We start from the raw sequence: 22,364 nt of genomic DNA, 5'->3' as shown, positions 1-22,364 counted from the left end.
TCCTTCAAGCGGGTTTCGGGGCGAGTCGTTCGAACAGCGCCTCCACTGTAGTAAAGCGTTCATCGGCGCGTTCCATGGGCACCATGAACTTGAACATCGTCGCGCCTTCGAACTTGTAACGCTTGGGCTGGCCCTGGATCAGCTTGATCAGCACCAGCGGGTCGACCGGGGTCTCGGCCTCGAATTCCACCCGTCCGCCTTGCGGGCCGGCGTCGACCTTCTTGATGCCCAGCTTCTCGGCCTGCAGCTTGAGCAGGGTCAGGCGCACCAGGTTCTTGGTCGGCTCGGGCAGCAGCCCGAAACGGTCGATCATCTCCACCTGCAGATCCTTCAGGCCATCTTCGTCCACCGCCGAGGCGATGCGCTTGTACAGGATCAGGCGCGCATGCACGTCGGGCAGGTAGTCCTCGGGGATCAGTGCCGGTACGCGCAGGTTGATCTCCGGGCCGCCGCCCAGGGGCTGGTCGAGGTTGGGCTGGGTGCCCTTGCGAATCGCCTTGACGGCGCGTTCGAGCATTTCCATGTAGAGGGTGAAGCCCACCGCCTGGATCTGCCCGCTCTGGCCTTCGCCCAGCAGTTCGCCGGCGCCGCGGATCTCCAGGTCGTTGGTGGCCAGCACGAAGCCTGCGCCCAGGTCCTGGGTATTGGCGATGGCCTCCAGGCGCTTTTCGGCGTCGGGGGTGATCTGCTGGCGTGGGGGCGTCAGCAGGTAGGCATACGCCTGGTGGTGGCTGCGCCCCACGCGGCCGCGCAACTGGTGCAACTGGGCCAGGCCGAACTTGTCGGCACGCTCGATGATGATGGTGTTGGCGCTGGGCACGTCGATGCCGGTCTCGATGATGGTCGAGGCGATCAACACGTTGAAGCGCTTGTGGTAGAAGTCGCTCATCACCTGTTCGAGTTCACGTTCGCGCATCTGCCCGTGGCCGATACCGATGCGCGCCTCGGGTACCAGTTCGGCGAGGTCGGCGGCGCACTTCTCGATGCTCTTCACGTCGTTGTGCAGGTAGTACACCTGGCCGCCACGCAGCAGTTCGCGCAGCAGCGCCTCCTTGATGGTGCTCTTGTTCTGCTCCATCACGAAGGTGCGCACCGACAGCCGGCGTGCCGGCGGGGTGGCGATGATCGACAGGTCGCGCATGCCCGCCACCGCCATGTTCAGCGTGCGCGGGATCGGCGTGGCGGTCAGGGTCAGGATGTCTACTTCGCTGCGCAGCGCCTTGAGCTGCTCTTTCTGGCGCACGCCGAACCGGTGTTCCTCGTCGATGATGACCAGGCCCAGGTCCTTGAACTTGACGTCGTCCTGCAGCAGCTTGTGGGTACCGATGACGATGTCGATCTTGCCTTCGGCGAGGTCCGCCACGGCGGCACCGACTTCCTTGGCCGACTTGAAGCGGCTCATCACTTCGACGGTTACCGGCCAGTCGGCAAAGCGGTCGCGGAAACTGTTGTAGTGCTGCTGGGCGAGCAGGGTGGTGGGCACCAGGATCGCGACCTGGCGCCCGCCGTGCACGGCGATGAAGGCGGCACGCATGGCCACTTCGGTCTTGCCGAAGCCGACATCGCCGCACACCAGGCGGTCCATCGGCTTGGCGGCGAGCATGTCCTCGCGTACCGCTTCGATGGCCGACTGCTGGTCCGGGGTTTCCTCGAACGGGAAGCCGGCACTGAAGGTGGCGTAGTCCACCGACGGGTCGGCAAACGCATAGCCCTTGCGCGCGGCGCGCCGGGCATAGATGTCGAGCAGCTCGGCAGCCACGTCGCGCACTTGTTCGGCCGCCTTGCGCTTGGCCTTCTGCCAGGTCTCGGAGCCCAGACGGTGCAGCGGTGCCAGCGCATCGTCGCTGCCGGTGTAGCGCGCGATCAGGTGCAGGTTGGCCACCGGCACGTACAGCTTGGCGCCTTCGGCGTATTCAAGGGTGAGAAACTCGGCGGCCTGGCCGTCGATCTCCAGTGTCGCCAGGCCCAGGTAGCGGCCCACGCCATGGTCGATATGCACCACCGGGGCGCCTTCGCGCAGCTCGGTAAGGTTCTTGATCACCGCGTCGTTGTTGACGTCGCTGCGCTTCTCGCGGCGCCGCCGCTGCATCACGCGCTGGCCGAACAGCGGGCTCTCGGCAACCAGCGCCAGGGCCGGATCGTTCAGCAGCAGGCCGTCGTCCAGTGGTGCGATGGTGATTGCCAGGCGCTGCTTGCTGGCGACGAACTCGTGCCAGCCATCGACGGTTTGCGGGCGCAGTTTCAGGCGTTCGAGCAGTTCCAGCAGCACTTCGCGGCGCCCGGCCGATTCGGCGGTGAACAGCACGCGGCCGGGGAATTGCTCGAGGAACCCCGACAGCGCCGCCAGGGGCTGGTTGGCCTTGGCTTCGATGGCGAGGTTGGGCAGCGTCTGCGCGGCAAAGCGCTCGCGGCCGGGGCCGGCGTCGATGTCGTCCTGGCTGACCACCACCCGTGGCCAGCCCTTGAGCCGGGCGAAGCAGTCTTCCACCGGCATGAACAGCTCGGCAGGCGGCAGCAGAGGGCGGTTAGGGTCGATGCGCCGCTCTTCATAGCGGTTGCGTACATCGCTCCAGAAGTGCTCGGCGGCCTGTTCCACGCCGGGCAGGGAGAACACCTGGGTGTTTTCCGGCAGGTAGTCGAACAGGGTCGAGGTTTCCTCGAAAAACAGCGGCAGGTAGTACTCGATGCCGGCCGGCACGATACCGCTGCTCAGGTCCTGGAAGATCGGGCTGCGGCGAAAATCCACGTCGAAGCGCTCGCGAAAGCGCGCTTTGAAACGGGTGACTTCGTCTTTTTGCAGCGGGAACTCGCGGGCCGGCAGCAGGCGTACCGAGTCGACCTTGTCGATCGAGCGCTGGCTCTCCGGGTCGAAGGTGCGCAGGGTCTCGATCTCGTCATCGAACAGGTCGATGCGGTACGGCAGCTTGCTGCCCATCGGGAACAGGTCGATCAGGGCACCGCGCACGGCGAACTCGCCATGCTCGTACACGGTGTCGACGCAGCGGTAGCCGCTGGCCTCCAGGCGCGTGCGCATCTGTTCAACATCCAGCTTCTGGCCGATGTCCAGCACCAGGCTGCTGCCCAGCAGAAAGCGCGTGGGCGCCAGGCGGTGCAGTGCGGTGGTGATCGGCACCACGAGGATGCCGTGGTCCAGCTCCGGCAACCGGTACAGGCTGGCGATCCGTTGCGAAATGATGTCCTGGTGCGGCGAGAACAGGTCGTAGGGCAGGGTTTCCCAGTCGGGGAACGGCAGCACGGCCAGTTCCGGGGCGAAGAAACGCAGCTCCTGCTCCAGCCGGTCGGCGCTCTGGCTGTCGGCGGTCAGCAGCAGGGTGAAGCGCTTCGCGGCGCTGGCGGCCTCGGCGATGGCCAGGCTCAGGGCGGCACCGGGCAGGTTGCCCCAGGTGTGTTTGCCGGCGCTGGCCGGCAGGTGAGGTAGACGCAGAACAGGCACGGGAGGTCGAGCTCCAAGCGTTGCGACAAAACGCCGATTGTACCGGGCGCGGGGCATTGCTGTCAGGTTTCAGCCGCCTGAATGTGGGGCCCGGATCATGCCGTGCGGCGCCGGCGACAGGCGCTCATTGCTCGAAGCGACGCGGGGCGTCATAATGTAGCCCCTTTTTTCTGTCCCTACATGTGGAAGGTTCCCGTGACTCAGAAGCCCGACCAGTGTCTTGGTGAGTGGATCGATCGTGAAGCGCTTGCAGAAGCGATGATCCCGCTTATCGGTCAGCTCTACCGCAATAACAATGTGGTGAGCTCGATCTATGGCCGTAGCCTGATCAACCGTTCGGTGATCGCGATCCTCAAAGCCCACCGCTTTGCCCGTCATCGCCAGACCGACGAAACCGAACTGTCTGTCCACGAGACATTCCCGCTGCTCAAGGCCATGAGCGAGCTCAAGCTGGGCGCCGCTTCGGTCGACCTGGGCAAGCTGGCCAACAAGTTCAAGCAAGAAGGCAACGGCCGCAGCGCCGAGCAGTTCGTGCGTGAAGAAATGGCCGACGTGGTTGGCCAGCAGAACGCCTCTGCACGCAAGGGCACCGACGTGGTCCTGTACGGCTTCGGTCGTATCGGCCGTCTGCTGGCGCGTATCCTGATCGAGAAGACCGGTGGTGGCGACGGCCTGCGCCTGCGTGCCATCGTGGTACGCAAGGGCGCCGAGAACGACCTGATCAAGCGTGCCAGCCTGCTGCGTCGTGACTCGGTGCACGGTCCGTTCGATGGCACCATCACCATCGACGAAGAAAACAACACCATCACCGCCAACGGCAACCTGATCCAGGTTATCTACGCGAAGAACCCGAGCGAAGTCGACTATACCCAGTACGGTATCGAGAACGCCCTGGTGGTCGACAACACCGGCGTCTGGCGCGATGCCGACGGCCTGGGCCAGCACCTGGCCTGCCCGGGTGCCGCACGCGTTATCCTCACCGCACCGGGCAAGGGCGCGCTGAAGAACATCGTGCACGGTATCAACCACGCCGACATCAGCCCTGACGACAAGATCATCTCGGCGGCTTCCTGCACCACCAACGCCATCGTGCCGGTGCTCAAGGCAGTCAACGACAAGTTCGGCATCGTCAACGGTCACGTCGAAACCGTTCACTCGTACACCAACGACCAGAACCTGATCGACAACTTCCACAAGGGCAGCCGCCGTGGTCGTTCCGCTGCGCTGAACATGGTCATCACCGAGACCGGCGCCGCCACTGCCGCCGCCAAGGCGCTGCCAGTGCTCAAGGGCAAGCTGACCGGTAACGCGATCCGCGTTCCGACGCCGAACGTCTCGATGGCGATCCTGAACCTGAACCTGGAAAAGGCCACCAGCCGCGACGAGATCAACGAGTACCTGCGCCAGATGGCCATGCACTCGGACCTGCACAAGCAGATCGACTTCGTCAGCTCGCAGGAAGTGGTTTCCAGCGACTTCGTCGGCTCGCGTCACGCCGGTGTGGTCGATGCCGAGGCCACCATCTGCAACGACAACCGCGTTGTACTGTACGTTTGGTACGACAACGAGTTCGGTTACAGCTGCCAGGTAGTGCGCGTGATGGAAGACATGGCCGGGGTCAACCCGCCAGCGTTCCCACGCTAAGCATTACGTTGCGTTGAAAGAACGGGAGCCTGCGGGTTCCCGTTTTTTTTGGCTTCAGAAAAGGAGGCGTCGTGTGAAAAAGGGATGGGCTGCGCTGCCTGCCCTGGTGGCATTGCTGGCCGGTTGCGAGCACAGGGATTCGATCGAGCGCATCAGTGGCCCGACCATGGGCAGCAGCTACACCGTGCAGTACGTGCGCAAGGCCGGCGGCCCGACGCCTGGGCAGGTGCAGCAGGAGGTCGAGGCGATCCTGCAGGGCATCGACCAGCGCTTCTCCACCTACCGCAGCGATTCACTGGTGGGGCAGTTCAACCAGTTGCCCGCCCACCGCTGCCAGGCGATGCCGGCCGACGTGCTGCAGCTTGTGCGGGTAGGTGAGCAGCTCTCGCGCCAGAGTGACGGGGCCTTCGATCTCACGGTGGAGCCGCTGCTCGACCTGTGGGGCTTCGGCCCCCAGGCGCGTGAAGAGAAGGTGCCCGATGCCCGGCGGCTGGCGCAGGTGCGCGAGCGGGTGGGGTATACCCACTTGCGTATCGAAGGCCAGCAACTGTGCAAGGACGCTGGCGTCGAGGTCGACTTCAACAGCATCGCCGCCGGGCATGCGGTCGACCTGATCGTGGCACGGATGCAAGCTCTGGGGGTCGAAAGCTTTCTGGTGGAAGCTACCGGTGAGCTCAAGGCAATGGGGCGCAAGCCAGATGGCAGTGCCTGGCGCATTGCACTCGAACTGCCGCGCGACGATCTGCAGATAGCCCAGCAGGTGTTGCCGCTGGAGGGGTACGGGGTGTCCACGTCGGGTGACTACCGCAATTATTTCGAGGAGAATGGCCAGCGTTATTCGCATACCTTCGATGCGCGCCTGGGCACCCCGGTGGCCCATGCGTTGGCGGCGGTGACGGTGCTGGCGCCCACTGCGCTGATGGCTGACGGGTACTCGACCCTGTTGCTGATCCTGGGCCCGGAGCAGGGTTGGCGCTTCGCGGTCGAGCATCGGATTGCGGCAGTGTTCGTGAATCGGGTCGAGGGTGGGTTCGTTTCCCGGGCCACGCCAGCATTCAACAGCATTGCGGGGAAATGAAAGGCTTCGCCAGCAAGGCGGCCTACATGTAGTGCAGAGAAAAATAGCCTACGACGCGACCAAGGGTTAATGTGCGCGGCGTTCAAGCTTGATTAGACTGCACCCGAATTTTTGCATGGCGCCGATGGCGGCATGATGTAGCCCCGGAGGTCAATCTGGCGTCCGGGCCTGTTCTGAAGGAGTACGCATGGCTGTCTACAACTACGACGTAGTGGTGCTGGGTTCCGGCCCGGCAGGAGAAGGGGCGGCAATGAACGCCGCCAAAGCAGGACGCAAGGTAGCGATGGTCGATAGCCGTCGCCAGGTCGGCGGTAACTGCACCCATCTGGGCACCATCCCGTCCAAGGCCCTGCGTCACTCGGTGCGCCAGATCATGCAGTTCAACACCAACCCGATGTTCCGGGCCATCGGTGAGCCGCGCTGGTTCTCCTTCCCCGACGTGCTCAAAAGCGCCGAGAAGGTCATCTCCAAGCAGGTCGCCTCGCGCACTGGCTACTACGCCCGCAACCGCGTTGACGTGTTCTTCGGCACCGGCAGCTTCGCCGACGAGCAGACCATCGAAGTGGTCTGCGCCAACGGTGTGGTCGAGAAGCTGGTAGCCAAGCACATCATCATCGCCACCGGCTCGCGCCCGTATCGCCCGGCCGATATCGATTTCCACCACCCGCGCATCTACGATAGCGACACCATCCTGAGCCTGGGTCACACCCCGCGCAAACTGATCGTGTACGGCGCCGGCGTGATCGGCTGCGAGTACGCCTCGATCTTCAGCGGCCTGGGCGTGCTGGTGGAGCTGGTGGACAACCGCGGCCAGCTGCTGAGCTTCCTGGACTCGGAAATCTCCCAGGCCCTGAGCTATCACTTCAGCAACAACAACATCACCGTGCGCCACAACGAAGAGTACGAGCGCGTCGAAGGCCTGGACAACGGTGTGATCCTGCACCTGAAGTCGGGCAAGAAGATCAAGGCCGACGCCTTGCTGTGGTGCAACGGGCGTACCGGCAACACCGACCGCCTGGGCCTGGAAAACATCGGCGTGAAGGTCAACAGCCGTGGCCAGATCGAAGTGGACGAGGCCTACCGCACCTGCGTGCCGAACATCTATGGTGCCGGTGACGTGATCGGCTGGCCAAGCCTGGCCAGTGCCGCCCACGACCAGGGCCGCTCGGCCGCCGGCAGCATCGTCGACAATGGCAGCTGGCGCTTCGTCAACGACGTGCCGACCGGCATCTACACCATTCCGGAGATCAGCTCGATCGGCAAGAACGAGCAGGAGCTGACCCAGGCCAAGGTGCCGTACGAAGTGGGCAAGGCGTTCTTCAAGGGCATGGCCCGGGCGCAGATCGCCGGCGAGCCGCAAGGCATGCTCAAGATCCTGTTCCACCGCGAGACGCTGCAGATTCTCGGCGTGCACTGCTTCGGCTACCAGGCCTCGGAGATCGTGCACATCGGTCAGGCGATCATGGGCCAGCCGGGCGAGCAGAACACGCTGAAGTACTTCGTCAACACCACCTTCAACTACCCGACCATGGCCGAAGCCTATCGGGTTGCCGCCTACGACGGTCTCAACCGGCTTTTTTGAGCGGCTCCGGCCGGTGGCCTGAGCCGGCCGGGGAGACCGATTTCAGCGATTCTCGAGGGTGGCGCTGGCCAAACCGGGAAAGTCTGTAATCAGGCTGTCTACGCCGAAGTCGGCGAGTCGGAGCATCAGCGCCGGCTCGTTGACTGTCCACACCGACACATGCAACCCCTGACGCTGGGCCTTGGCCAGGCGCTCGGGGGTGCAGTGCGTCCAGTTCAGCGCCAGCAGTTCGCAACCGTAGTTCTGCGCGACCTTCAACGGGTCGAGCCAGGTGTATTCCGCGACCAGCCCGCGGGACACGTCCGGGGTCAGCTCCAGGGCGGCGCCCAGCACCTCCCGCGAGCTTGAGGTGATGGTGACCTTGTCCAGCAGGCCGAAGCGCTGGGCCATTTCGCGAATCGCCAGCACCGTGGTGGCAGCGCGGGTGCGCGAGGCACTCTTGACCTCCAGCTGCCAGTGGTCGAAATCACATTTCTCGAACAGCTCTTCCAGGCGTGGAATCGGGCAGGGGTTGACCCAGCCCGGGCCGCCCTTGCGCGCATCGTAGGTCACCAGGTCGGCGGCGCTGTGCTCCACCACCTTGCCGCCACGGCCGGTGGTGCGCTTGAGGCTGGGGTCATGAATGACCATCAGCTCGTTGTCGGCGGACAGGTGCAGGTCCAGCTCGCAACGGCGAACGCCGTGGCTCAGGCATTGCTGGAAACTGGTCAGGGTATTCTCGGGGGCTTCGCCCTTGGCGCCGCGGTGGCCGTAAATCAGGGTCACGTTCGTTCCTTCAAGCAAGACGGAAAATCAGGAGGCAGGCGGGGTGTTCTGTTCCAGTGCCTGGCGGCGTTGCAGTGCCTGTTTCTGCAGGATATAGCGCGCCAGCAACTGGCGTTGGGCGTCGGTCATCTCGACGAATTCGGCGCCGATGTCGAACAGGCCATCAGCGGCCTTGTCGCAGTGGGTCACCTTGGCCCGCAGCAGCAGGCCCAGAGCCTGGGGCATCAGCACCATCTTCACCGAGACGCGGCTGCCGGCGGTGATGGCCTGGGCCTGGTGCACCTCGACGCCACCTTCGGAGAGAGTCACCGGGCGCGCCTCGCCGATCTGCCCCAGCAGGGTTTGCGCAACCACGGCGCTGAGCAGGTCGATGCGTTTGTTCTGGGCCTTGAGAAAGGCTGCCAGGGTGCGGTCCTTGTCACTGAGCTGGCGCAGCAGGTGCTGGGACTCGAACTCGCTCAGGTGCAGTTCGCTGAGCAGGTTGAAGAGTGGTGAAGCATCTTGCAACAACTCGCCGCCCAAGGCCTCGGCGGCGCTCAGAGGGGTAATTTCCAGTGCGATCCTGTCCTCGATACGGTAGTATTCGCGGCGATCTTCTTCATCTAATGTCGACATGGCGAACCCATGGTAGCGGCGGTGGTCTGAGTGTAAAGCTGCTATTCAAGCCCCGCCACAAGGACGTTCCTCTTTCCTCCGAACAAGCCCCGACATGTTCAGACCTCTTTTCGTATTTATCGGTACGCGTTACACCCGTGCCAAACGTCGCAATCACTTCGTCTCGTTCATTTCGCTGACCTCGATGATCGGCCTCGCCCTGGGCGTGGTGGTGATGATCGTGGTGCTGTCGGTGATGAATGGCTTCGATCATGAAATGCGTACCCGCGTATTGGGCATGGTGCCCCATGCCACCCTCGAGACCGGACAGCCGATCAGCGACTGGCCAGCCCTTGCCGATACAGTAAAGCAGAACCCGGCTGTGCTGGCGGTGGCGCCGTTCACCCAGATGCAGGGCCTGCTTACCCATGACGGCAAGGTACAGAAGGTGCTGCTCAACGGTATTGACCCGGCGCAAGAGCGCAAGGTGTCGATCATCGACGACTTCGTGCGCGAGGGTAAGCTCGACGCACTGGCGCCGGGCAGCTTCGGCATCATGATCGGCGACAAGGCCGCAGCCAAGCTGGGCGTGGGCATCGGCGACAAGCTGACCTTCGTCGCCCCCGAGGTCACCGTGACCCCGGCCGGCATGTTCCCGCGCATGAAGCGCTTCACCGTGGTCGGCATCTTCCACGTGGGCGCCGGCGAGATCGACGGCTACCTTGGCCTGACCAACCTGTCGGACCTGTCGCGCCTGCACCGCTGGAAGGCCGACCAGGTGCAGGGCCTGCGCCTGAAGTTCGACGACCTGTTCCAGGCACCCCGCGAGGCCTGGAACATCGCCCAGAAGCTGGGCGAGCACGAGTTCTACGCCCGTGACTGGACCCGCAGCCACGGCAACCTGTACCAGGCCATCCGCATGGAAAAAGCCATGATCGGCCTGCTGTTGCTGCTGATTGTCGCGGTGGCGGCGTTCAACATCATTTCCACCCTGGTGATGGTGGTCAACGACAAGAAGGGCGACATCGCCATCTTGCGCACGCTGGGCTCCACGCCGGGTCAGATCATGGCCATCTTCATGGTGCAGGGCACCGTGATCGGCGTGGTCGGCACCCTGATCGGCGCCGTGGTCGGCATCGCCGCCGCGCTCAACGTGAGTGCAGCGATTGCCGGCCTCGAGCGGTTGATGGGGCACAAGTTCCTCAACGCCGACGTGTACTTCATCGACTACCTGCCGTCCCAGGTCATGGCCGAAGACGTGTGGATGGTCTGCGGTGCGGCGCTGGTCCTGAGTTTCCTCGCCACCCTGTATCCGGCCTGGCGTGCGGCGCGCACCCAGCCTGCGGAGGCGCTACGTTATGAGTGAGTTGGGCATGAGTGATAAAGCAGTGCTGAGTTGCCGCAACCTGGGCAAGTCCTACGAGGAAGGCCCGGAGTCGGTGCAAGTGTTGTCGGGCCTGCAGCTGGAGCTGCACCCGGGTGAGCGTGTGGCGATCGTCGGCAGTTCAGGGTCGGGCAAGAGTACCTTGCTCAACCTGCTGGGTGGCCTCGATACCCCGACCCAGGGCAGCGTATGGCTGGCCGGTGAAGAACTGTCGGCGCTGGGCGAGCGTGCACGTGGCCTGCTGCGCAACCGCGCACTGGGCTTCGTCTACCAGTTCCACCACCTGCTGCCGGAGTTCACCGCGCTGGAGAACGTGTGCATGCCGCTGCTGATCGGCCGCACGCCGATCCCCGAGGCGCGCGAACGTGCCGAGGCGCTGCTCACGCGTGTCGGCCTGGGCCATCGCCTGACGCACAAGCCATCCGAGCTGTCCGGCGGCGAGCGCCAGCGCGTGGCGATTGCCCGGGCGCTGGTCAACCGGCCCGGGCTGGTGATGCTCGACGAGCCTACCGGCAACCTCGACCACCACACCGCACAGGGCATCCAGGACCTGATGCAGGAGCTGAGCAGCTCCTCGCAGACCGCGTTCCTGGTGGTGACCCACGACCTCAACCTGGCGCGGCAGATGGACCGTGTGCTGCGCCTGGAAGACGGGCGTCTGGTTTCGATCTGACCTGGCAGTACAGGTGGCCCGCCGTGCATGGCGGGCCCCTTGTCTCTTTTCTTTACCTGGGTGCTTCAGTTCATGTTCAGACCCTTGTCAATTTTCATCGGTGCGCGTTACACCCGTGCCAAGCGCCGCAACCACTTCATCTCGTTCATCTCGATGACCTCGATGATCGGCCTGTCCCTGGGCGTGCTGGCGATGATCGTGGTGCTGTCGGTGATGAACGGCTTCCAGCGTGAAATGAGTGCGCGGATCCTGGGCATGGTGCCGCATGCCGCCGTGCTGGGCGCCCAGCCGCTGGACAACTGGCAGGCGGTGGCCGATGCCGCGTTGAAGAACCCCGAAGTGCTGGCCGCTGCGCCGCTGACCGAGATGGAAGGCATGCTCTCCTACAAGGGCGCGATGCAGCCGATCCAGATCAGCGGCATCGACCCTGCGCAGGAAGGCAAGGTCTCGATCGTGGCCGACCACATCGTTCAGGGCCGGCTCGACGACCTAAAGCCGGGCGAGTTCGGCGTGGTGGTAGGCGAGATGACGGCGCGTCGGTTTGGCCTCAGGGTCGGTGACAAGCTGACCCTGATCGTGCCCGAGGTGAGCACCGCTCCCGGCGGCATCACCCCGCGCATGCAGCGCCTCAACGTGGTCGGTGTGTTCAAGGTGGGCGCCGAGCTGGATGGCTCCATGGGCCTGATCCACATGGCCGATGCGGCGAGCATGCAGCGCTGGGCGCCGAACCAGGTGCAGGGCGTGCGGCTCAAGGTCAAGGACCTGTATGCCGCGCCGCAGGTGTCCAGGGCGATAGTGGGCGAACTGGGCGAGCAGTACCGTGCCGATGACTGGACCCACACCCAGGGCAGCCTGTTCAGTGCCATGAAGATGGAAAAGACCATGATCGGCCTGCTGCTGATGATGATCATTGCGGTGGCGGCGTTCAACATCATCGCCACCCTGATCATGGTGGTGAACGACAAGGGCGCGGACATCGCCATCCTGCGTACCATCGGCGCGACGCCGGCGCAGATAATGGGTACGTTCATGGTGCAGGGCAGCCTGATCGGTGTGGTGGGCACCTTGATCGGTGGTGTGCTCGGTGTGATCGCGGCGCTCAATGTGAGCCAGATCGTCGGCTGGCTGGAGCGGGTCAGCGGGCAGCATATCTTTACCTCGGACGTGTACTTCATCAGTACGCTGCCATCGGAACTGCAATGGGGCGATGTGGCGCTGATCTGCACGGCGGGGTTGGTGATGAGCTTTCTGGCCACCCTGTATCCGGCGTGGCGTGCTTCGCAGGTCGAGCCGGCGTACGCCTTGCGGTACGAGTGATGCCACCGCTCTTGTAGGAGCCGGCGTTGCCGGCGAAGCGGACACACTGCCTGGCCATGTTCAGGCATGCCGCATGCGCCGATTCGCCGGCAACGCCGGCTCCTACAGGGCTGCGTTGTGTTCCGGCAAGTCGATCAGGAACCGCGTCCACCCCTGCGCCGATTCGGCACTGATCACCCCACCATGCGCCTGCACGATCGAACGGGTGATCGCCAGCCCCAGCCCCGCGTGTTCGCTGCTGCCTTCCCGGCGTGCCGGGTCGGCCCGGTAGAACCGGTCGAACAGCCGCGGCAATAGCGCTGCATCGATCGGCGCCCCGCGATTGGCCACCACCAGGCGAACCCTGCCATCACCCTGCGCAATCTCGACCCGTATCTCGCCCTGTGCCGGGGTAAAGCGCAGCGCGTTGTCCAGCAGGTTGGACAGGGCCCGTCGCAGCATGTTGCGGTCTCCCGTCAGCTCGGCCAGCCCTTCGCGGCTCAGGCTGATCTGTGCATCCTCGGCCAATGGCGCGTAGTACTCGATCAAGGCATCGGCCTCCTGGTCCAGCGCCAGGGGCTCGCGATTGGGCATCAGCAGGCCGTGGTCGGCCTTGGCCAGGTACAGCATGTCGTTGACCAGTTGCGCCATCCATTGCAGTTCCTCGAGGTTGCCGTGCAATGCCTCGCGATACTCCTCCAGGCTGCGCGGGCGGGTGAGGGTGACCTGGGTGTGGGTCAGCAGGTTGGACAGCGGCGTGCGCAGCTCGTGGGCAATGTCGGCCGAGAAGGCCGACAGGCGCTGGAAGGCATCGTCCAGACGTTCGAGCATGGCATTCATGGTGCCGGCCAGTTGCGCCAGCTCTGGCGGCATCTGGGCCTGGGGCAGGCGTGTGGTCAGCGAGCGTGCCGAAACGCCGGCTGCCACCTCGCCCATCCGGCGCAGCGGACGCAAGCCACGGCGCACGGCCCAGGCACCGAGCAGCGCGGTGGCCAGCGCCGAAAGGCCCATCGTCAGCCAGATCAGGCGCTGCATGCGTTGCAGAAAGTGCTGGTGGTGGGTGATATCCAGAAACAGGGTGAGCCGGCTGCCGCCTTCAAGCACCACGCACAGGCTGCGAAAATCCATGCCCTCGCTGCGCAGGGTGCTCAGGCCCGGTGTGTCGGGTGCGTCAGGCAGGCCGGGGCGGCTGGCAAACCACTGCGCCCCGTCGCTGCCACGAATGCGCAGTGCAAGGTCGGCCTGGTGGCTCAGTTCGCCGCGCAGCAGCGGTAGCCGCGCTGCCAGGCTCGGGCGGTCGTGCACGCCAACGAGCGCCTGGCGCAGTACCGACAGGCGACTGTCGAGCAACTGCTGATCGAGCTCGATGAAGTGCGCCTCGCTGGCCCGGCTGAACAGGAGCCCCGCCGCCAGTGACACCGCCGCCGTGCAGGCGGCGAACAACAGCGCCAGGCGTGCGCCCAGGGACAATCTGCGCATCACGCCGGGCGCTCCTCGAGCACGTAGCCCATGCCGCGCACGGTGTGGATCAGCTTGTTGTCGTGGCCATCGTCGACCTTCAGGCGCAGGCGCCGGATCGCCACTTCGATCACGTTGGTGTCGCTGTCGAAGTTCATGTCCCACACCTGCGAGGCGATCAGCGATTTGGGCAGCACCTCGCCCTGGCGGCGCAGCAGCAGTTCGAGCAGGGCGAACTCCTTGGCGGTGAGGTCGATGCGTGCCCCGGCACGTTCCACCCGGCGGCGAATCAGGTCCAGGCGCAGGTCGGCCAGGTTCAGGGTGGTTTCCTGGGGCGGGCTGGCGCCGCGGCGCAGCAGGGTGCGGACCCGCGCCAGCAGTTCGGAGAACGCAAAGGGTTTGATCAGATAGTCGTCGGCGCCCAGTTCCAGGCCATGCACGCGGTCCTCTACCGCATCGCGGGCCGTGAGGAACAGCACCGGTGTGTCGAAGCCGGCCTCGCGCACGGCCTGCAGAATCTGCCAGCCGTCACGCCCGGGGAGCATCACGTCGAGAATCAGCAGGTCGTAGTCGCCGCTCAGGGCCAGGTGCTGACCGGTATCGCCGTCGGTGGCCAGTTCGGTGCTGAAGCCGGCTTCGTTGAGGCCCTGGCGCAGGTAGAGGCCGGTCTTGGGCTGGTCTTCGACGATCAACAGTTTCATGGGCTTCTCGGCAGCGTTGGGGGCTGGGTTTATACCCTGTGGCAGGGTGCGCGGGGCAAAGCTGACAAAGTTGTAATGTTTTCGTCAGGTGGTTGCCAGCGGCAGTTTTCTACAGTGCGGGGCATGAACTTGCACATGATAGAGGATGCACGATGAAACGCTTGATGATCGCGAGCGCCCTGGCGCTGTGGAGCTTGCCGCTGCTGGCGGCACCCGGGCACGAGTACGCCTTCGGCAAGCCGGCTGCGGCGGCGCAGGCCACGCGCACGGTGGAGGTCGTGATGGGCGACATGTACTTCGAGCCGCGCGCGCTGCAGGTCAAGGCCGGCGAAACGGTGCGTTTCGTGCTGGTGAACAACGGCCAGGTGCCTCACGAGTTCAACCTGGGGGATGCGGCCATGCACGCCCGGCACCAGCAGGAGATGCTCGCCATGCAGGGGCAGATGGATCATTCGGCAATGGGACATGGCGGCATGAATCATGGCGGTGATGATCATGGTGCGATGGGTAGCGGCGGCATGCAGCATGACGACCCGAACATGGTGATGGTGGCGCCGGGCAAGCGCGCCGAACTGACCTGGACCTTCAGCCAGAGCACGCCGATCGAGTTCGCCTGCAACGTGCCGGGGCATTACCAGGCCGGCATGGTGGGCAAGCTGACTATCGCCAAATGACCAATGCGGCGCGCAAACCCGATAAACTAGACCAATTTCGTCCTTCAGGTTTGAGCCATGCATCCCGCCGCCGAACATTCGCCACTGGGCAAGTCCAGTGAATACATCAGCACCTACACGCCGTCGCTGCTGTTCCCCATCCCGCGTGCAGCCAAATGGGCCGAGCTTGGGGTCACCGCGCAAACGTTGCCGTGGTCGGGTGTGGATTACTGGAACTGCTTCGAGCTGTCCTGGTTGCTGCCTTCGGGCAAGCCGGTGGTGGCCATCGGCGAGTTCGCCATCCCGGCCGATTCGCCGGCCATCATCGAGTCCAAGTCGTTCAAGCTGTACCTGAACTCGCTGAACCAGACCGAGTTCGCCTCGGCGCAGGCGGTGCAGGCCTGTCTGGTCAAGGACCTGTCTGCGGCAGCCGGCAAGCCGGTAGGGGTGCGTATCCGCAGCCTGGCCGAGGTTCAGCGCGAGGGTGTGATGGCGCTGCCGGGCACCTGCATCGATGACCTGGAGGTCAGCATCAGCAACTACGAGCAGCCGCAACCGGAGCTGCTGCGCTGCGATGCCGAGCGTGTGGTGGAAGAGACCCTGCACAGCCATCTGCTCAAATCCAACTGTCCGGTGACCGGGCAGCCAGACTGGGGCAGCGTGACCGTCCATTACCGTGGAGCGGGGCTGGACCATGCCAGCCTGCTGACCTACCTGATCAGCTTCCGTCAGCATGCCGACTTCCACGAGCAATGCGTTGAACGTATCTACCTGGACCTCAAGCGCCTGCTCAACCCCGAGACCCTCACGGTGTATGCGCGCTACGTGCGCCGGGGCGGGCTGGACATCAACCCGTACCGCAGCACCGGGCCGGTCACCCTGAAGAACCTGCGCCTGGTTCGCCAGTAACGAAAAAGCCCCGTCCAGTGTGACGGGGCTTTCGTTTTTGCCGCAGGGTTCAGATGCCCATGCTTTGCAGGCTCTGAACGATGTTGCGCAGGGTGGCGGTCAGGCCCGGGTGCTCGACTTCGAAACGTTCGACGGCGAGGTTGACGCCGTCGACCAGGTTGTTGTCCGGGGTTACGGCCTCCAGTTCGATTTTCGCTTGGATCTGCGCCATCAGTTCGTGCAGCTCGACACGCTCCTGTTCCGAGAGCGGTGGGTTTTGCTCCAGTTGCTCGCGCAGGGCGTCGAGTTGCGCTTGAAGTTCGCGGGCAGGCATGGGTGTTCTCCCTCTATGAATAGGCTCAGACATGGACCCCGCGCGCGGGCGAAAGGTCCGTGCCTCGCTGTTCAGGTTAATCCACCCGGCGCCGCTTTGCATGACCCTGATCAATGTGCCTGTATCAGGGTTTTTCGCCCTTGAGGCGGCGCAGGCCGATATCGGCCAGGCAATCGGCCAGTTGTTCCAGCTGGTCGATCACCGAATGCACCCCCAGCCCGAACAGGTGAACGGTAGCCTTGCCTCGCTTGAGTTCGCGCTCGCGTTCCTCCAGTGCCTGCCAGGTAGCCTCGTCCAGCCCGCACAGCGAGCCGCACGAGGCCAGGCCCACGGTCCACAGCCCGGCGTTGAGCCCGGCCTGCAGCAGGCGCGGCTCGCCGCTGACCAGCACGCAGCCATCGAGCCGGTCGGCCTTGAGCTGCATCAGGGCGTGCCAGCAGGCATCCGGCGCGGGCCAGGGCGCGTGGCCGGTGGTATCCGGTCGGCGCACCCAGGCGGGCAGCGCCTGGCTCAGGTGCTGGCCCAGGGCAGCCGGCAGTTCGTCGAGCCAGGCACAGGGCACGCCGTGTTCCCGCAGCCAGTGCAGGGCGGGCAGGGCGCCTGGTGTAGGCCTGGCCGGTGCGTTGCCGGGCGCCTGGCATCGTGCGCCGAAGTCGACCAGGCAGCCGCGCAGGCCGAACAGCACGGCGGTGAAGGCGGGGGAATGGGGCATGGCAACGTCCCTGAAATAACCAGCAAGGCTAACGTCGGGGTGTGACCGTGGCGTGACGCTTTGATGACCTTCAGGCGGCTTTCACAAAATATCGACGCAGGTTGGAGGAAGCTGCCTAATCTGCCAGAGAGGCTTTATACTTGTTTCCTTTTGGCTGTCGACGGCCTGATGCCGGCGCAGTGCAATGTTTGCCTAGGAGAAATTTTATGCGTGGGATCGGTGCTGGCGTGATCGATCGTATGACCCGTGCCTGTGTCTGCGCGAGCCTGCTGCTGGCGCCGGTACTGGCCCAGGCGGCGACCGAGGAAGACCCGTGGGAGAGCATCAACCGGCCGATCTTCCGGTTCAACGACACGATCGATACCTACGCGCTCAAGCCGCTGGCCCAGGGCTACCAGTGGGTGACGCCGCAGTTTCTCGAGGACGGCATCCACAACATGTTCCGCAACCTCGGTGACGTGACCAACCTTGCCAACAACGTGTTGCAGCTCAAGCCCCACGCAGCCGGCGTGGATACCGCGCGGTTGATCGTCAACACCACCTTCGGCCTGGCCGGCTTCTTCGATGTGGGTACCAAGATGGGCCTGCAGCGCAGCGACGAGGACTTCGGCCAGACCCTCGGCTACTGGGGTGTAGGCAGTGGCCCGTACGTGATGCTGCCGCTGCTTGGGCCGAGCACCGTGCGCGATGCGATCGCCAAGTACCCGGACACCTACACCGAACCCTACCGCTACATGGACCATGTGCCCACCCGCAACACCGCAATCGCGGTGGACGTGGTGGACACCCGTGCCAGCCTGCTGTCGGCCGAGAAGATGATCCGTGGCGACAAGTACAGCTTCATCCGCAACGCCTACCTGCAGAACCGCGAGTTCAAGGTCAAGGACGGGGATGTAAAAGACGATTTCTGATCGTGATGCATGAAAAAGGCGGCCATGGCCGCCTTTTTCATGCCTGCTGTTCAGCTCATCGCAAGGATCTTGAGGCCTAGCTTCTGCTGGCCCTGGGGCTGATCGGCAATCCACACCACTTGCGTTGTGGCGTGCAGGCCCTTGAGTGAAGGGTGGTCCGAATCGATGCTGACGCTGAGGTTGTCTCCAACCTGAAAGGTTTTCGCTGCCTGTACCTGCATGCCGCTGCTCGAGAGGTCCAGGCACACCGCCGCAATCACTTGCTCGGCATGTATCAGGGTAACGTCGGTATCTACCCGCATCCTGATGAAATCACGCTTCTCGCTATAGTCGGCGTGGTTCTGGCTCATGCCTGCATCCTTCCATTGGGTTGCGATAGAAGGGGTTTTTATAACTCCCGGTGATTTGTGCTGTAAAGAGCACAGGCGACCATCGGTGCATGCTTGAAACCCCCGGCGGATGGGAGTACCGTCTGCGCCTTACAGGGCACCTCTGACATTTGCCGGGCAGGCCTTTTGTCCTACACCTGAAATGCAAGAGTGGCTAGAAGTGAATCCAGTAAGCGGGCCTCGTTTTGCCTGGCCGCCTACCCCAACCTATTTCTGGCGCCGTTTGCCCACATGCAGAAAAACAGTGCAACGCTGCTGATAATCGATGATGACGATGTAGTGCGTGCGAGCCTCGCCGCCTACCTGGAAGACAGCGGCTTCAGCGTCCTGCAGGCAAGCAACGGCCAGCAGGGTCTCCAGGTCTTCGAGCAGGAACAGCCTGATCTGGTGATCTGCGATCTGCGCATGCCGCAAATGGGCGGCCTGGAGCTGATTCGCCAGGTTACCGAGCGTGCCCCCGACCTGCCGGTGATCGTGGTGTCGGGCGCGGGCGTGATGAACGATGCCGTCGAAGCGTTGCGCCTGGGTGCTGCCGACTACCTGATCAAGCCCCTGGAAGACCTGGCAGTGCTGGAGCACTCGGTTCGCCGGGCGTTGGATCGGGCGCATCTGGTACTGGAAAACCAGCGTTACCGCGACAAGCTCGAAACCGCCAACCGTGAGCTGGAGGCCAGCCTGCACCTGCTGCAGGAAGACCAGACTGCCGGGCGCCAGGTGCAGATGAACATGCTGCCGGAGAACCCGTGGAAGGCCGGAGACCTGCGTTTCGAACACCAGATCATTCCGTCTCTGTACCTGTCTGGCGATTTCACCGATTACTTTCGTGTCGACGAGCGACGCGTGGCGTTCTACCTGGCCGACGTGTCCGGCCATGGTGCCTCCTCGGCGTTCGTGACTGTGCTGCTCAAGTTCATGACCACGCGCCTGCTGTTCGAATTCAAGCGCGCCGGCACCTTGCCCGAGTTCAAGCCGTCCGAGGTGCTCGGGCATATCAACCGCGGCCTGATCAATTGCAGGTTGGGCAAGCACGTGACCATGGTGGGCGGCGTGATCGACGAGCACACCGGCCTGATGACCTACAGCATCGGCGGCCATCTGCCGTTGCCGGTGCTGTACACCCCGGACGACACCCGGTACCTCGAAGGGCGCGGCCTGCCGGTGGGGCTGTTCGACGAGGCCACCTACCAGGATCACGTTCTGGAGTTGCCGCCGCAGTTCAGCCTCACATTGCTGTCTGATGGCATTCTGGACCTTTTGCCTGGCGACACACTCAAAGATAAGGAGGCTGCCTTGCCTGAAATCATCAAGGCAGCAGGTGGCAGCCTGGATGGGCTGCGCCAACGATTCGAATTGGCTACGCTTGGGGAGATGCCGGATGATATCGCCCTAATGGTGTTGAGCAGGAACCTTCAATGAGTACTGGAAGAATCCAGTTTGCCGAGCAGAATGGCACCTTTGTTCTGAAGTTCGTCGGTGAAGTGCGTCTGACCCTGTGTTCGGCGCTGGATGCAACGATTGAAAAGATCTTCACGGCGCTGAATTTCTCGGCGATCGTCATCGATCTTACCGAAACCAACAGTATCGACAGCACCACTCTGGGCCTGCTGGCCAAGTTGTCGATCCTGTCGCGGCAGAAGGTCGGCCTGCTGCCCACGGTGGTGACTACCCATGCCGATATCACCCGGCTTCTGCAGTCGATGGGCTTCGATCAGGTGTTCAACATCGTCGATCGTCCAATCCCGTGCCCTGAGTGCCTGACCGATCTGCCGTCCCAGGACCAGAACGAAGAGGTAGTGCGCGCCAAGGTGTTGGAAGCGCACAAGATCCTCATGGGCCTGAACGACTCCAACCGCGAAGCCTTCCACGACCTGGTCAACGCCCTGGAGCGGACCTGATCGATCCTGGCGCCCTGTAGCGGGCGCCGAACTCACCTTTTCATTCAGCCTCGCGGGGAAACTCCGTGGGCGGCGCGCCGTTGGCGTTGAGCTGGAAGATGCGCTCGGGCTGCCCCTGCGCGTTGAAGAACACCTGGCCCAGCCCGGCGCTGTTCCACAGGCGCTCGCCGGCCTTGCTGTGCGCGGGTGTACGCGGCACCACCTGCATCAGGCGGCGCTTGGTGAACCAGTTCAACGGTGATCGTGGGGCGTAGAGCCAGCGATTGAGTCGGTCGAACACATCGAGCAGCCGGCGCGGGAATTCGTTCTTGATGCCGCTGCTGGTGATCTGCCACAGGTGCGGGGCGCCGCGTTTGTGACGAATCATTACCTCGTACACGAAGGAATAGTGCACGTCGCCCGAGAGGATCACGTAATGCCCTGGCGTGCGCGAGTGACGGAAGATATTCAGGATCACCTGTGCCGCCCCCCGGTGCGCCATCCAGTTCTCGGCGTCCACCAGCAGCGGATAGCCGCACCAACTGAACACGCGCTGGATGGTTTCGATCAGCTTCACTCCAAACAGCGGGGCGGGGGAGACGATGATGGCCGAGGGGTGGTCCAGCAAGGCCTGCTGCAGTTCGCACAGCGCTTCCCAGTCCAGCAGCCCGGAGGGCTTTTGCAGCTTGCTCTCGCTACGCCAGCGACGTGTGCGGGTATCAAGTACCAGCAGCGCAGGCTGGGTGGGCAGCACGAAGTGCCACTCCTGAAAGCGCAGCAGCTGTTTGATCAGGCCATCTTGCGCAGCGCGGTCGAAATAGCCGTCGTCATCGGCGCTGTGGCTCAGGGCCTGGCAGCTTTGCAGCAGCTCGCCAAACACGTCCGGGTTGTTGCCCCAGCCCTGGCAGAGCATGTAGCCGATCAGCGCGTTGCCGATGATGCGCCGCGAGAAGGCGTGCCCGTAGGCGGTTTCTTCCCATTGGGCCGAGAGGTTCCAGTCGTCGGTGATGTCGTGGTCATCGAAGATCATCAGGCTGGGCAGGTGCGCCAGTACCCGCGCCACGCCATCCAGCCCTTCGACGAAGCCCTTCAGGCAGTGCTGTTCGCGCTGGTAGCGGGCCTGGCGCTGGGTGGTCAGGCTTGATGGCATGGGGGTGTCGACCAAGGTCCAGGGCACAGGCGACCAGACCAGCAGGTACATGGCCATGATCTCGGCCAGGGTTACCAGGTGGTTGTCGGCGTTGCTGCTGGTGAAGATGGGTTTGCGCGTGCCGCCGAAAAAGCGCTCGCGCAGGGTTTCGTTGCTCTCCAGGGCTGGCAGCAGGTCGGCACGGTGATAGTAGCTGGCCGGGTGGCGGTACAGCTCGGCGCTGTTCTGCACCACGGCGCCTTCCAGGTGCTCGTGGTACAGGCCCAGCCGTTCGATCAGCCCGTGGATGGCCCGCAGCATGGGGCCGGCGACATCGTCGGCGTACACCTGGTCGCCGCTCATCATCAGCAGCGCCGGGCGCTCGGCGGGTGCGTGGGGCGCGGCCAGCAGGCGGTCGGCGCACAACAGGCCATCGGCGGCGGGGTGGTGCGGCTTGCGGCACGAGCCATGCAACAACTGGTCGAGGCGCTCGCGTATCACGAAGTTGGGCAGGCGGGCGCCTTCATACAGCAGGTGTGGGGCCCAGGTGGCGATGCCCTGGCCGCCGATCAGCACGTCGTAGTCGATCTGCACGTCGGTGGGCAGTGGGGTGTGCAGCTGGATATCGAGCAGGTGCACGAAGGCGTGCTGGCCGATGGGGATGACCTGACAGCTCAGGGTGTATTCGGTGGAGTGTTGCAGGTGCAGTTCGGGCTGCAACGGCTGTGAGCCGACCAGCCACAGGACCATGCGCGCAGGCTCCAGGCGGCGCAGCAACGGGCCGGCCAGTACCAGGGGCAGCGGGGTGTTTTCGGGCATTGATTACTCGAAGATGGATGGGTGCG

At 64.0% G+C, this 22,364-nt stretch carries 20 protein-coding genes; 11 read left to right on the top strand and 9 right to left on the bottom strand.

Translation table 11 applies throughout. From position 1 onward, the window contains the following. Positions 1-4: 4 nt before the first annotated feature. Complete coding sequence (gene mfd / locus N0B28_RS17900) at positions 5-3,454, bottom strand: transcription-repair coupling factor (protein WP_275727886.1); 3,450 nt, start codon at positions 3,452-3,454, stop codon at positions 5-7. Between the two features lie 180 nt (positions 3,455-3,634). Between mfd and N0B28_RS17895 the strand changes: the two genes are divergently transcribed. The 3 genes from N0B28_RS17895 to sthA all read left to right on the top strand — a co-directional run bounded on the left by N0B28_RS17895 (position 3,635) and on the right by sthA (position 7,758). Continuing rightward, the gene (locus N0B28_RS17895) at positions 3,635-5,098 is read left to right on the top strand and encodes a glyceraldehyde-3-phosphate dehydrogenase (protein ID WP_043864557.1); all 1,464 of its coding nucleotides are present in this window, start codon (positions 3,635-3,637) and stop codon (positions 5,096-5,098) included. Positions 5,099-5,264: 166 nt separating this feature from the next. Continuing rightward, positions 5,265-6,176 carry an FAD:protein FMN transferase gene (locus tag N0B28_RS17890; protein WP_080922958.1) on the top strand — a complete coding sequence of 304 codons (912 nt, stop codon included), beginning with the start codon at positions 5,265-5,267 and terminating at the stop codon, positions 6,174-6,176. Positions 6,177-6,363: 187 nt separating this feature from the next. Next, on the top strand, positions 6,364-7,758 hold the full coding sequence (gene sthA, locus N0B28_RS17885) for a Si-specific NAD(P)(+) transhydrogenase (RefSeq protein ID WP_043864555.1): 1,395 nt from the start codon (positions 6,364-6,366) through the stop codon (positions 7,756-7,758). 42 nt (positions 7,759-7,800) lie between these two features. Here the strand turns inward: sthA and N0B28_RS17880 are convergent, their stop codons facing one another. After that, the gene (locus N0B28_RS17880; protein ID WP_078479606.1) at positions 7,801-8,523 is read right to left on the bottom strand and encodes a glycerophosphodiester phosphodiesterase; all 723 of its coding nucleotides are present in this window, start codon (positions 8,521-8,523) and stop codon (positions 7,801-7,803) included. 27 nt (positions 8,524-8,550) lie between these two features. Further along, positions 8,551-9,138 carry a PilZ domain-containing protein gene (locus N0B28_RS17875; RefSeq protein ID WP_043864553.1) on the bottom strand — a complete coding sequence of 196 codons (588 nt, stop codon included), beginning with the start codon at positions 9,136-9,138 and terminating at the stop codon, positions 8,551-8,553. A 94-nt stretch (positions 9,139-9,232) separates the two neighbouring features. Here N0B28_RS17875 and N0B28_RS17870 point away from each other — a divergent pair, with 94 nt between their 5' ends. From N0B28_RS17870 to N0B28_RS17860, 3 genes are all read left to right on the top strand, one after another. Continuing rightward, entirely contained in the window at positions 9,233-10,483 is a 1,251-nt protein-coding gene (locus N0B28_RS17870) for a lipoprotein-releasing ABC transporter permease subunit (RefSeq protein WP_054916186.1), read from the top strand. 7 nt (positions 10,484-10,490) lie between these two features. Next, positions 10,491-11,174 (top strand): lipoprotein-releasing ABC transporter ATP-binding protein LolD, encoded by a 684-nt coding sequence (gene lolD, locus N0B28_RS17865; RefSeq protein ID WP_173925058.1) that lies wholly within the window; start codon positions 10,491-10,493, stop codon positions 11,172-11,174. A 72-nt stretch (positions 11,175-11,246) separates the two neighbouring features. Continuing rightward, on the top strand, positions 11,247-12,491 hold the full coding sequence (locus tag N0B28_RS17860) for a lipoprotein-releasing ABC transporter permease subunit (protein ID WP_043864660.1): 1,245 nt from the start codon (positions 11,247-11,249) through the stop codon (positions 12,489-12,491). A gap of 102 nt (positions 12,492-12,593) precedes the next feature. On the opposite strand, the gene N0B28_RS17855 is transcribed toward N0B28_RS17860, so the two are convergent. Both N0B28_RS17855 and N0B28_RS17850 read right to left on the bottom strand, forming a co-directional pair. Further along, positions 12,594-13,952 carry a heavy metal sensor histidine kinase gene (locus N0B28_RS17855; RefSeq protein ID WP_088514228.1) on the bottom strand — a complete coding sequence of 453 codons (1,359 nt, stop codon included), beginning with the start codon at positions 13,950-13,952 and terminating at the stop codon, positions 12,594-12,596. Then, complete coding sequence (locus N0B28_RS17850; protein ID WP_043864549.1) at positions 13,949-14,629, bottom strand: heavy metal response regulator transcription factor; 681 nt, start codon at positions 14,627-14,629, stop codon at positions 13,949-13,951. The genes N0B28_RS17855 and N0B28_RS17850 overlap by 4 nt, the downstream gene beginning before the upstream one ends. A 152-nt stretch (positions 14,630-14,781) precedes the next feature. On the opposite strand from N0B28_RS17850, the gene N0B28_RS17845 reads away from it, so the two are divergent. Continuing rightward, on the top strand, positions 14,782-15,303 hold the full coding sequence (locus N0B28_RS17845) for a cupredoxin family protein (protein ID WP_043864548.1): 522 nt from the start codon (positions 14,782-14,784) through the stop codon (positions 15,301-15,303). A gap of 57 nt (positions 15,304-15,360) precedes the next feature. Next, positions 15,361-16,191, top strand: coding sequence for an NADPH-dependent 7-cyano-7-deazaguanine reductase QueF (gene queF, locus N0B28_RS17840; protein ID WP_043864547.1), 831 nt, complete (start codon positions 15,361-15,363; stop codon positions 16,189-16,191). Positions 16,192-16,240: 49 nt separating this feature from the next. On the opposite strand, the gene N0B28_RS17835 is transcribed toward queF, so the two are convergent. Further along, positions 16,241-16,504 carry a DUF4404 family protein gene (locus N0B28_RS17835; RefSeq protein WP_043864546.1) on the bottom strand — a complete coding sequence of 88 codons (264 nt, stop codon included), beginning with the start codon at positions 16,502-16,504 and terminating at the stop codon, positions 16,241-16,243. A gap of 124 nt (positions 16,505-16,628) precedes the next feature. After that, positions 16,629-17,216 (bottom strand): hypothetical protein, encoded by a 588-nt coding sequence (locus N0B28_RS17830; protein WP_054916180.1) that lies wholly within the window; start codon positions 17,214-17,216, stop codon positions 16,629-16,631. Between the two features lie 206 nt (positions 17,217-17,422). Between N0B28_RS17830 and N0B28_RS17825 the strand changes: the two genes are divergently transcribed. Further along, positions 17,423-18,127: a VacJ family lipoprotein gene (locus N0B28_RS17825; RefSeq protein ID WP_043864544.1), complete on the top strand. Its 705-nt coding sequence runs from the start codon at positions 17,423-17,425 to the stop codon at positions 18,125-18,127. A gap of 50 nt (positions 18,128-18,177) precedes the next feature. On the opposite strand, the gene N0B28_RS17820 is transcribed toward N0B28_RS17825, so the two are convergent. After that, positions 18,178-18,477, bottom strand: a complete 300-nt coding sequence (locus N0B28_RS17820) for a PilZ domain-containing protein (RefSeq protein ID WP_043864543.1) — start codon at positions 18,475-18,477, stop codon at positions 18,178-18,180. Between the two features lie 270 nt (positions 18,478-18,747). Between N0B28_RS17820 and rssB the strand changes: the two genes are divergently transcribed. Continuing rightward, complete coding sequence (gene rssB, locus N0B28_RS17815) at positions 18,748-19,932, top strand: two-component system response regulator RssB (protein ID WP_043864542.1); 1,185 nt, start codon at positions 18,748-18,750, stop codon at positions 19,930-19,932. Next, the gene (gene rssC, locus N0B28_RS17810; RefSeq protein WP_043864541.1) at positions 19,929-20,411 is read left to right on the top strand and encodes an anti-sigma factor antagonist RssC; all 483 of its coding nucleotides are present in this window, start codon (positions 19,929-19,931) and stop codon (positions 20,409-20,411) included. Before rssB ends, rssC begins: the two co-directional genes overlap by 4 nt. A 40-nt stretch (positions 20,412-20,451) precedes the next feature. On the opposite strand, the gene N0B28_RS17805 is transcribed toward rssC, so the two are convergent. After that, positions 20,452-22,338, bottom strand: coding sequence for an alkaline phosphatase D family protein (locus tag N0B28_RS17805; RefSeq protein WP_275727881.1), 1,887 nt, complete (start codon positions 22,336-22,338; stop codon positions 20,452-20,454). Positions 22,339-22,364: the final 26 nt, after the last annotated feature.

The sequence above is a fragment of the Pseudomonas sp. SD17-1 genome (assembly GCF_029201585.1).
In the GTDB taxonomy this organism is placed as follows: domain Bacteria; phylum Pseudomonadota; class Gammaproteobacteria; order Pseudomonadales; family Pseudomonadaceae; genus Aquipseudomonas; species Aquipseudomonas palmensis.
Note: the sequence above shows the minus strand (reverse complement) of the source record. Positions and strands in the feature narration are given on the sequence as shown.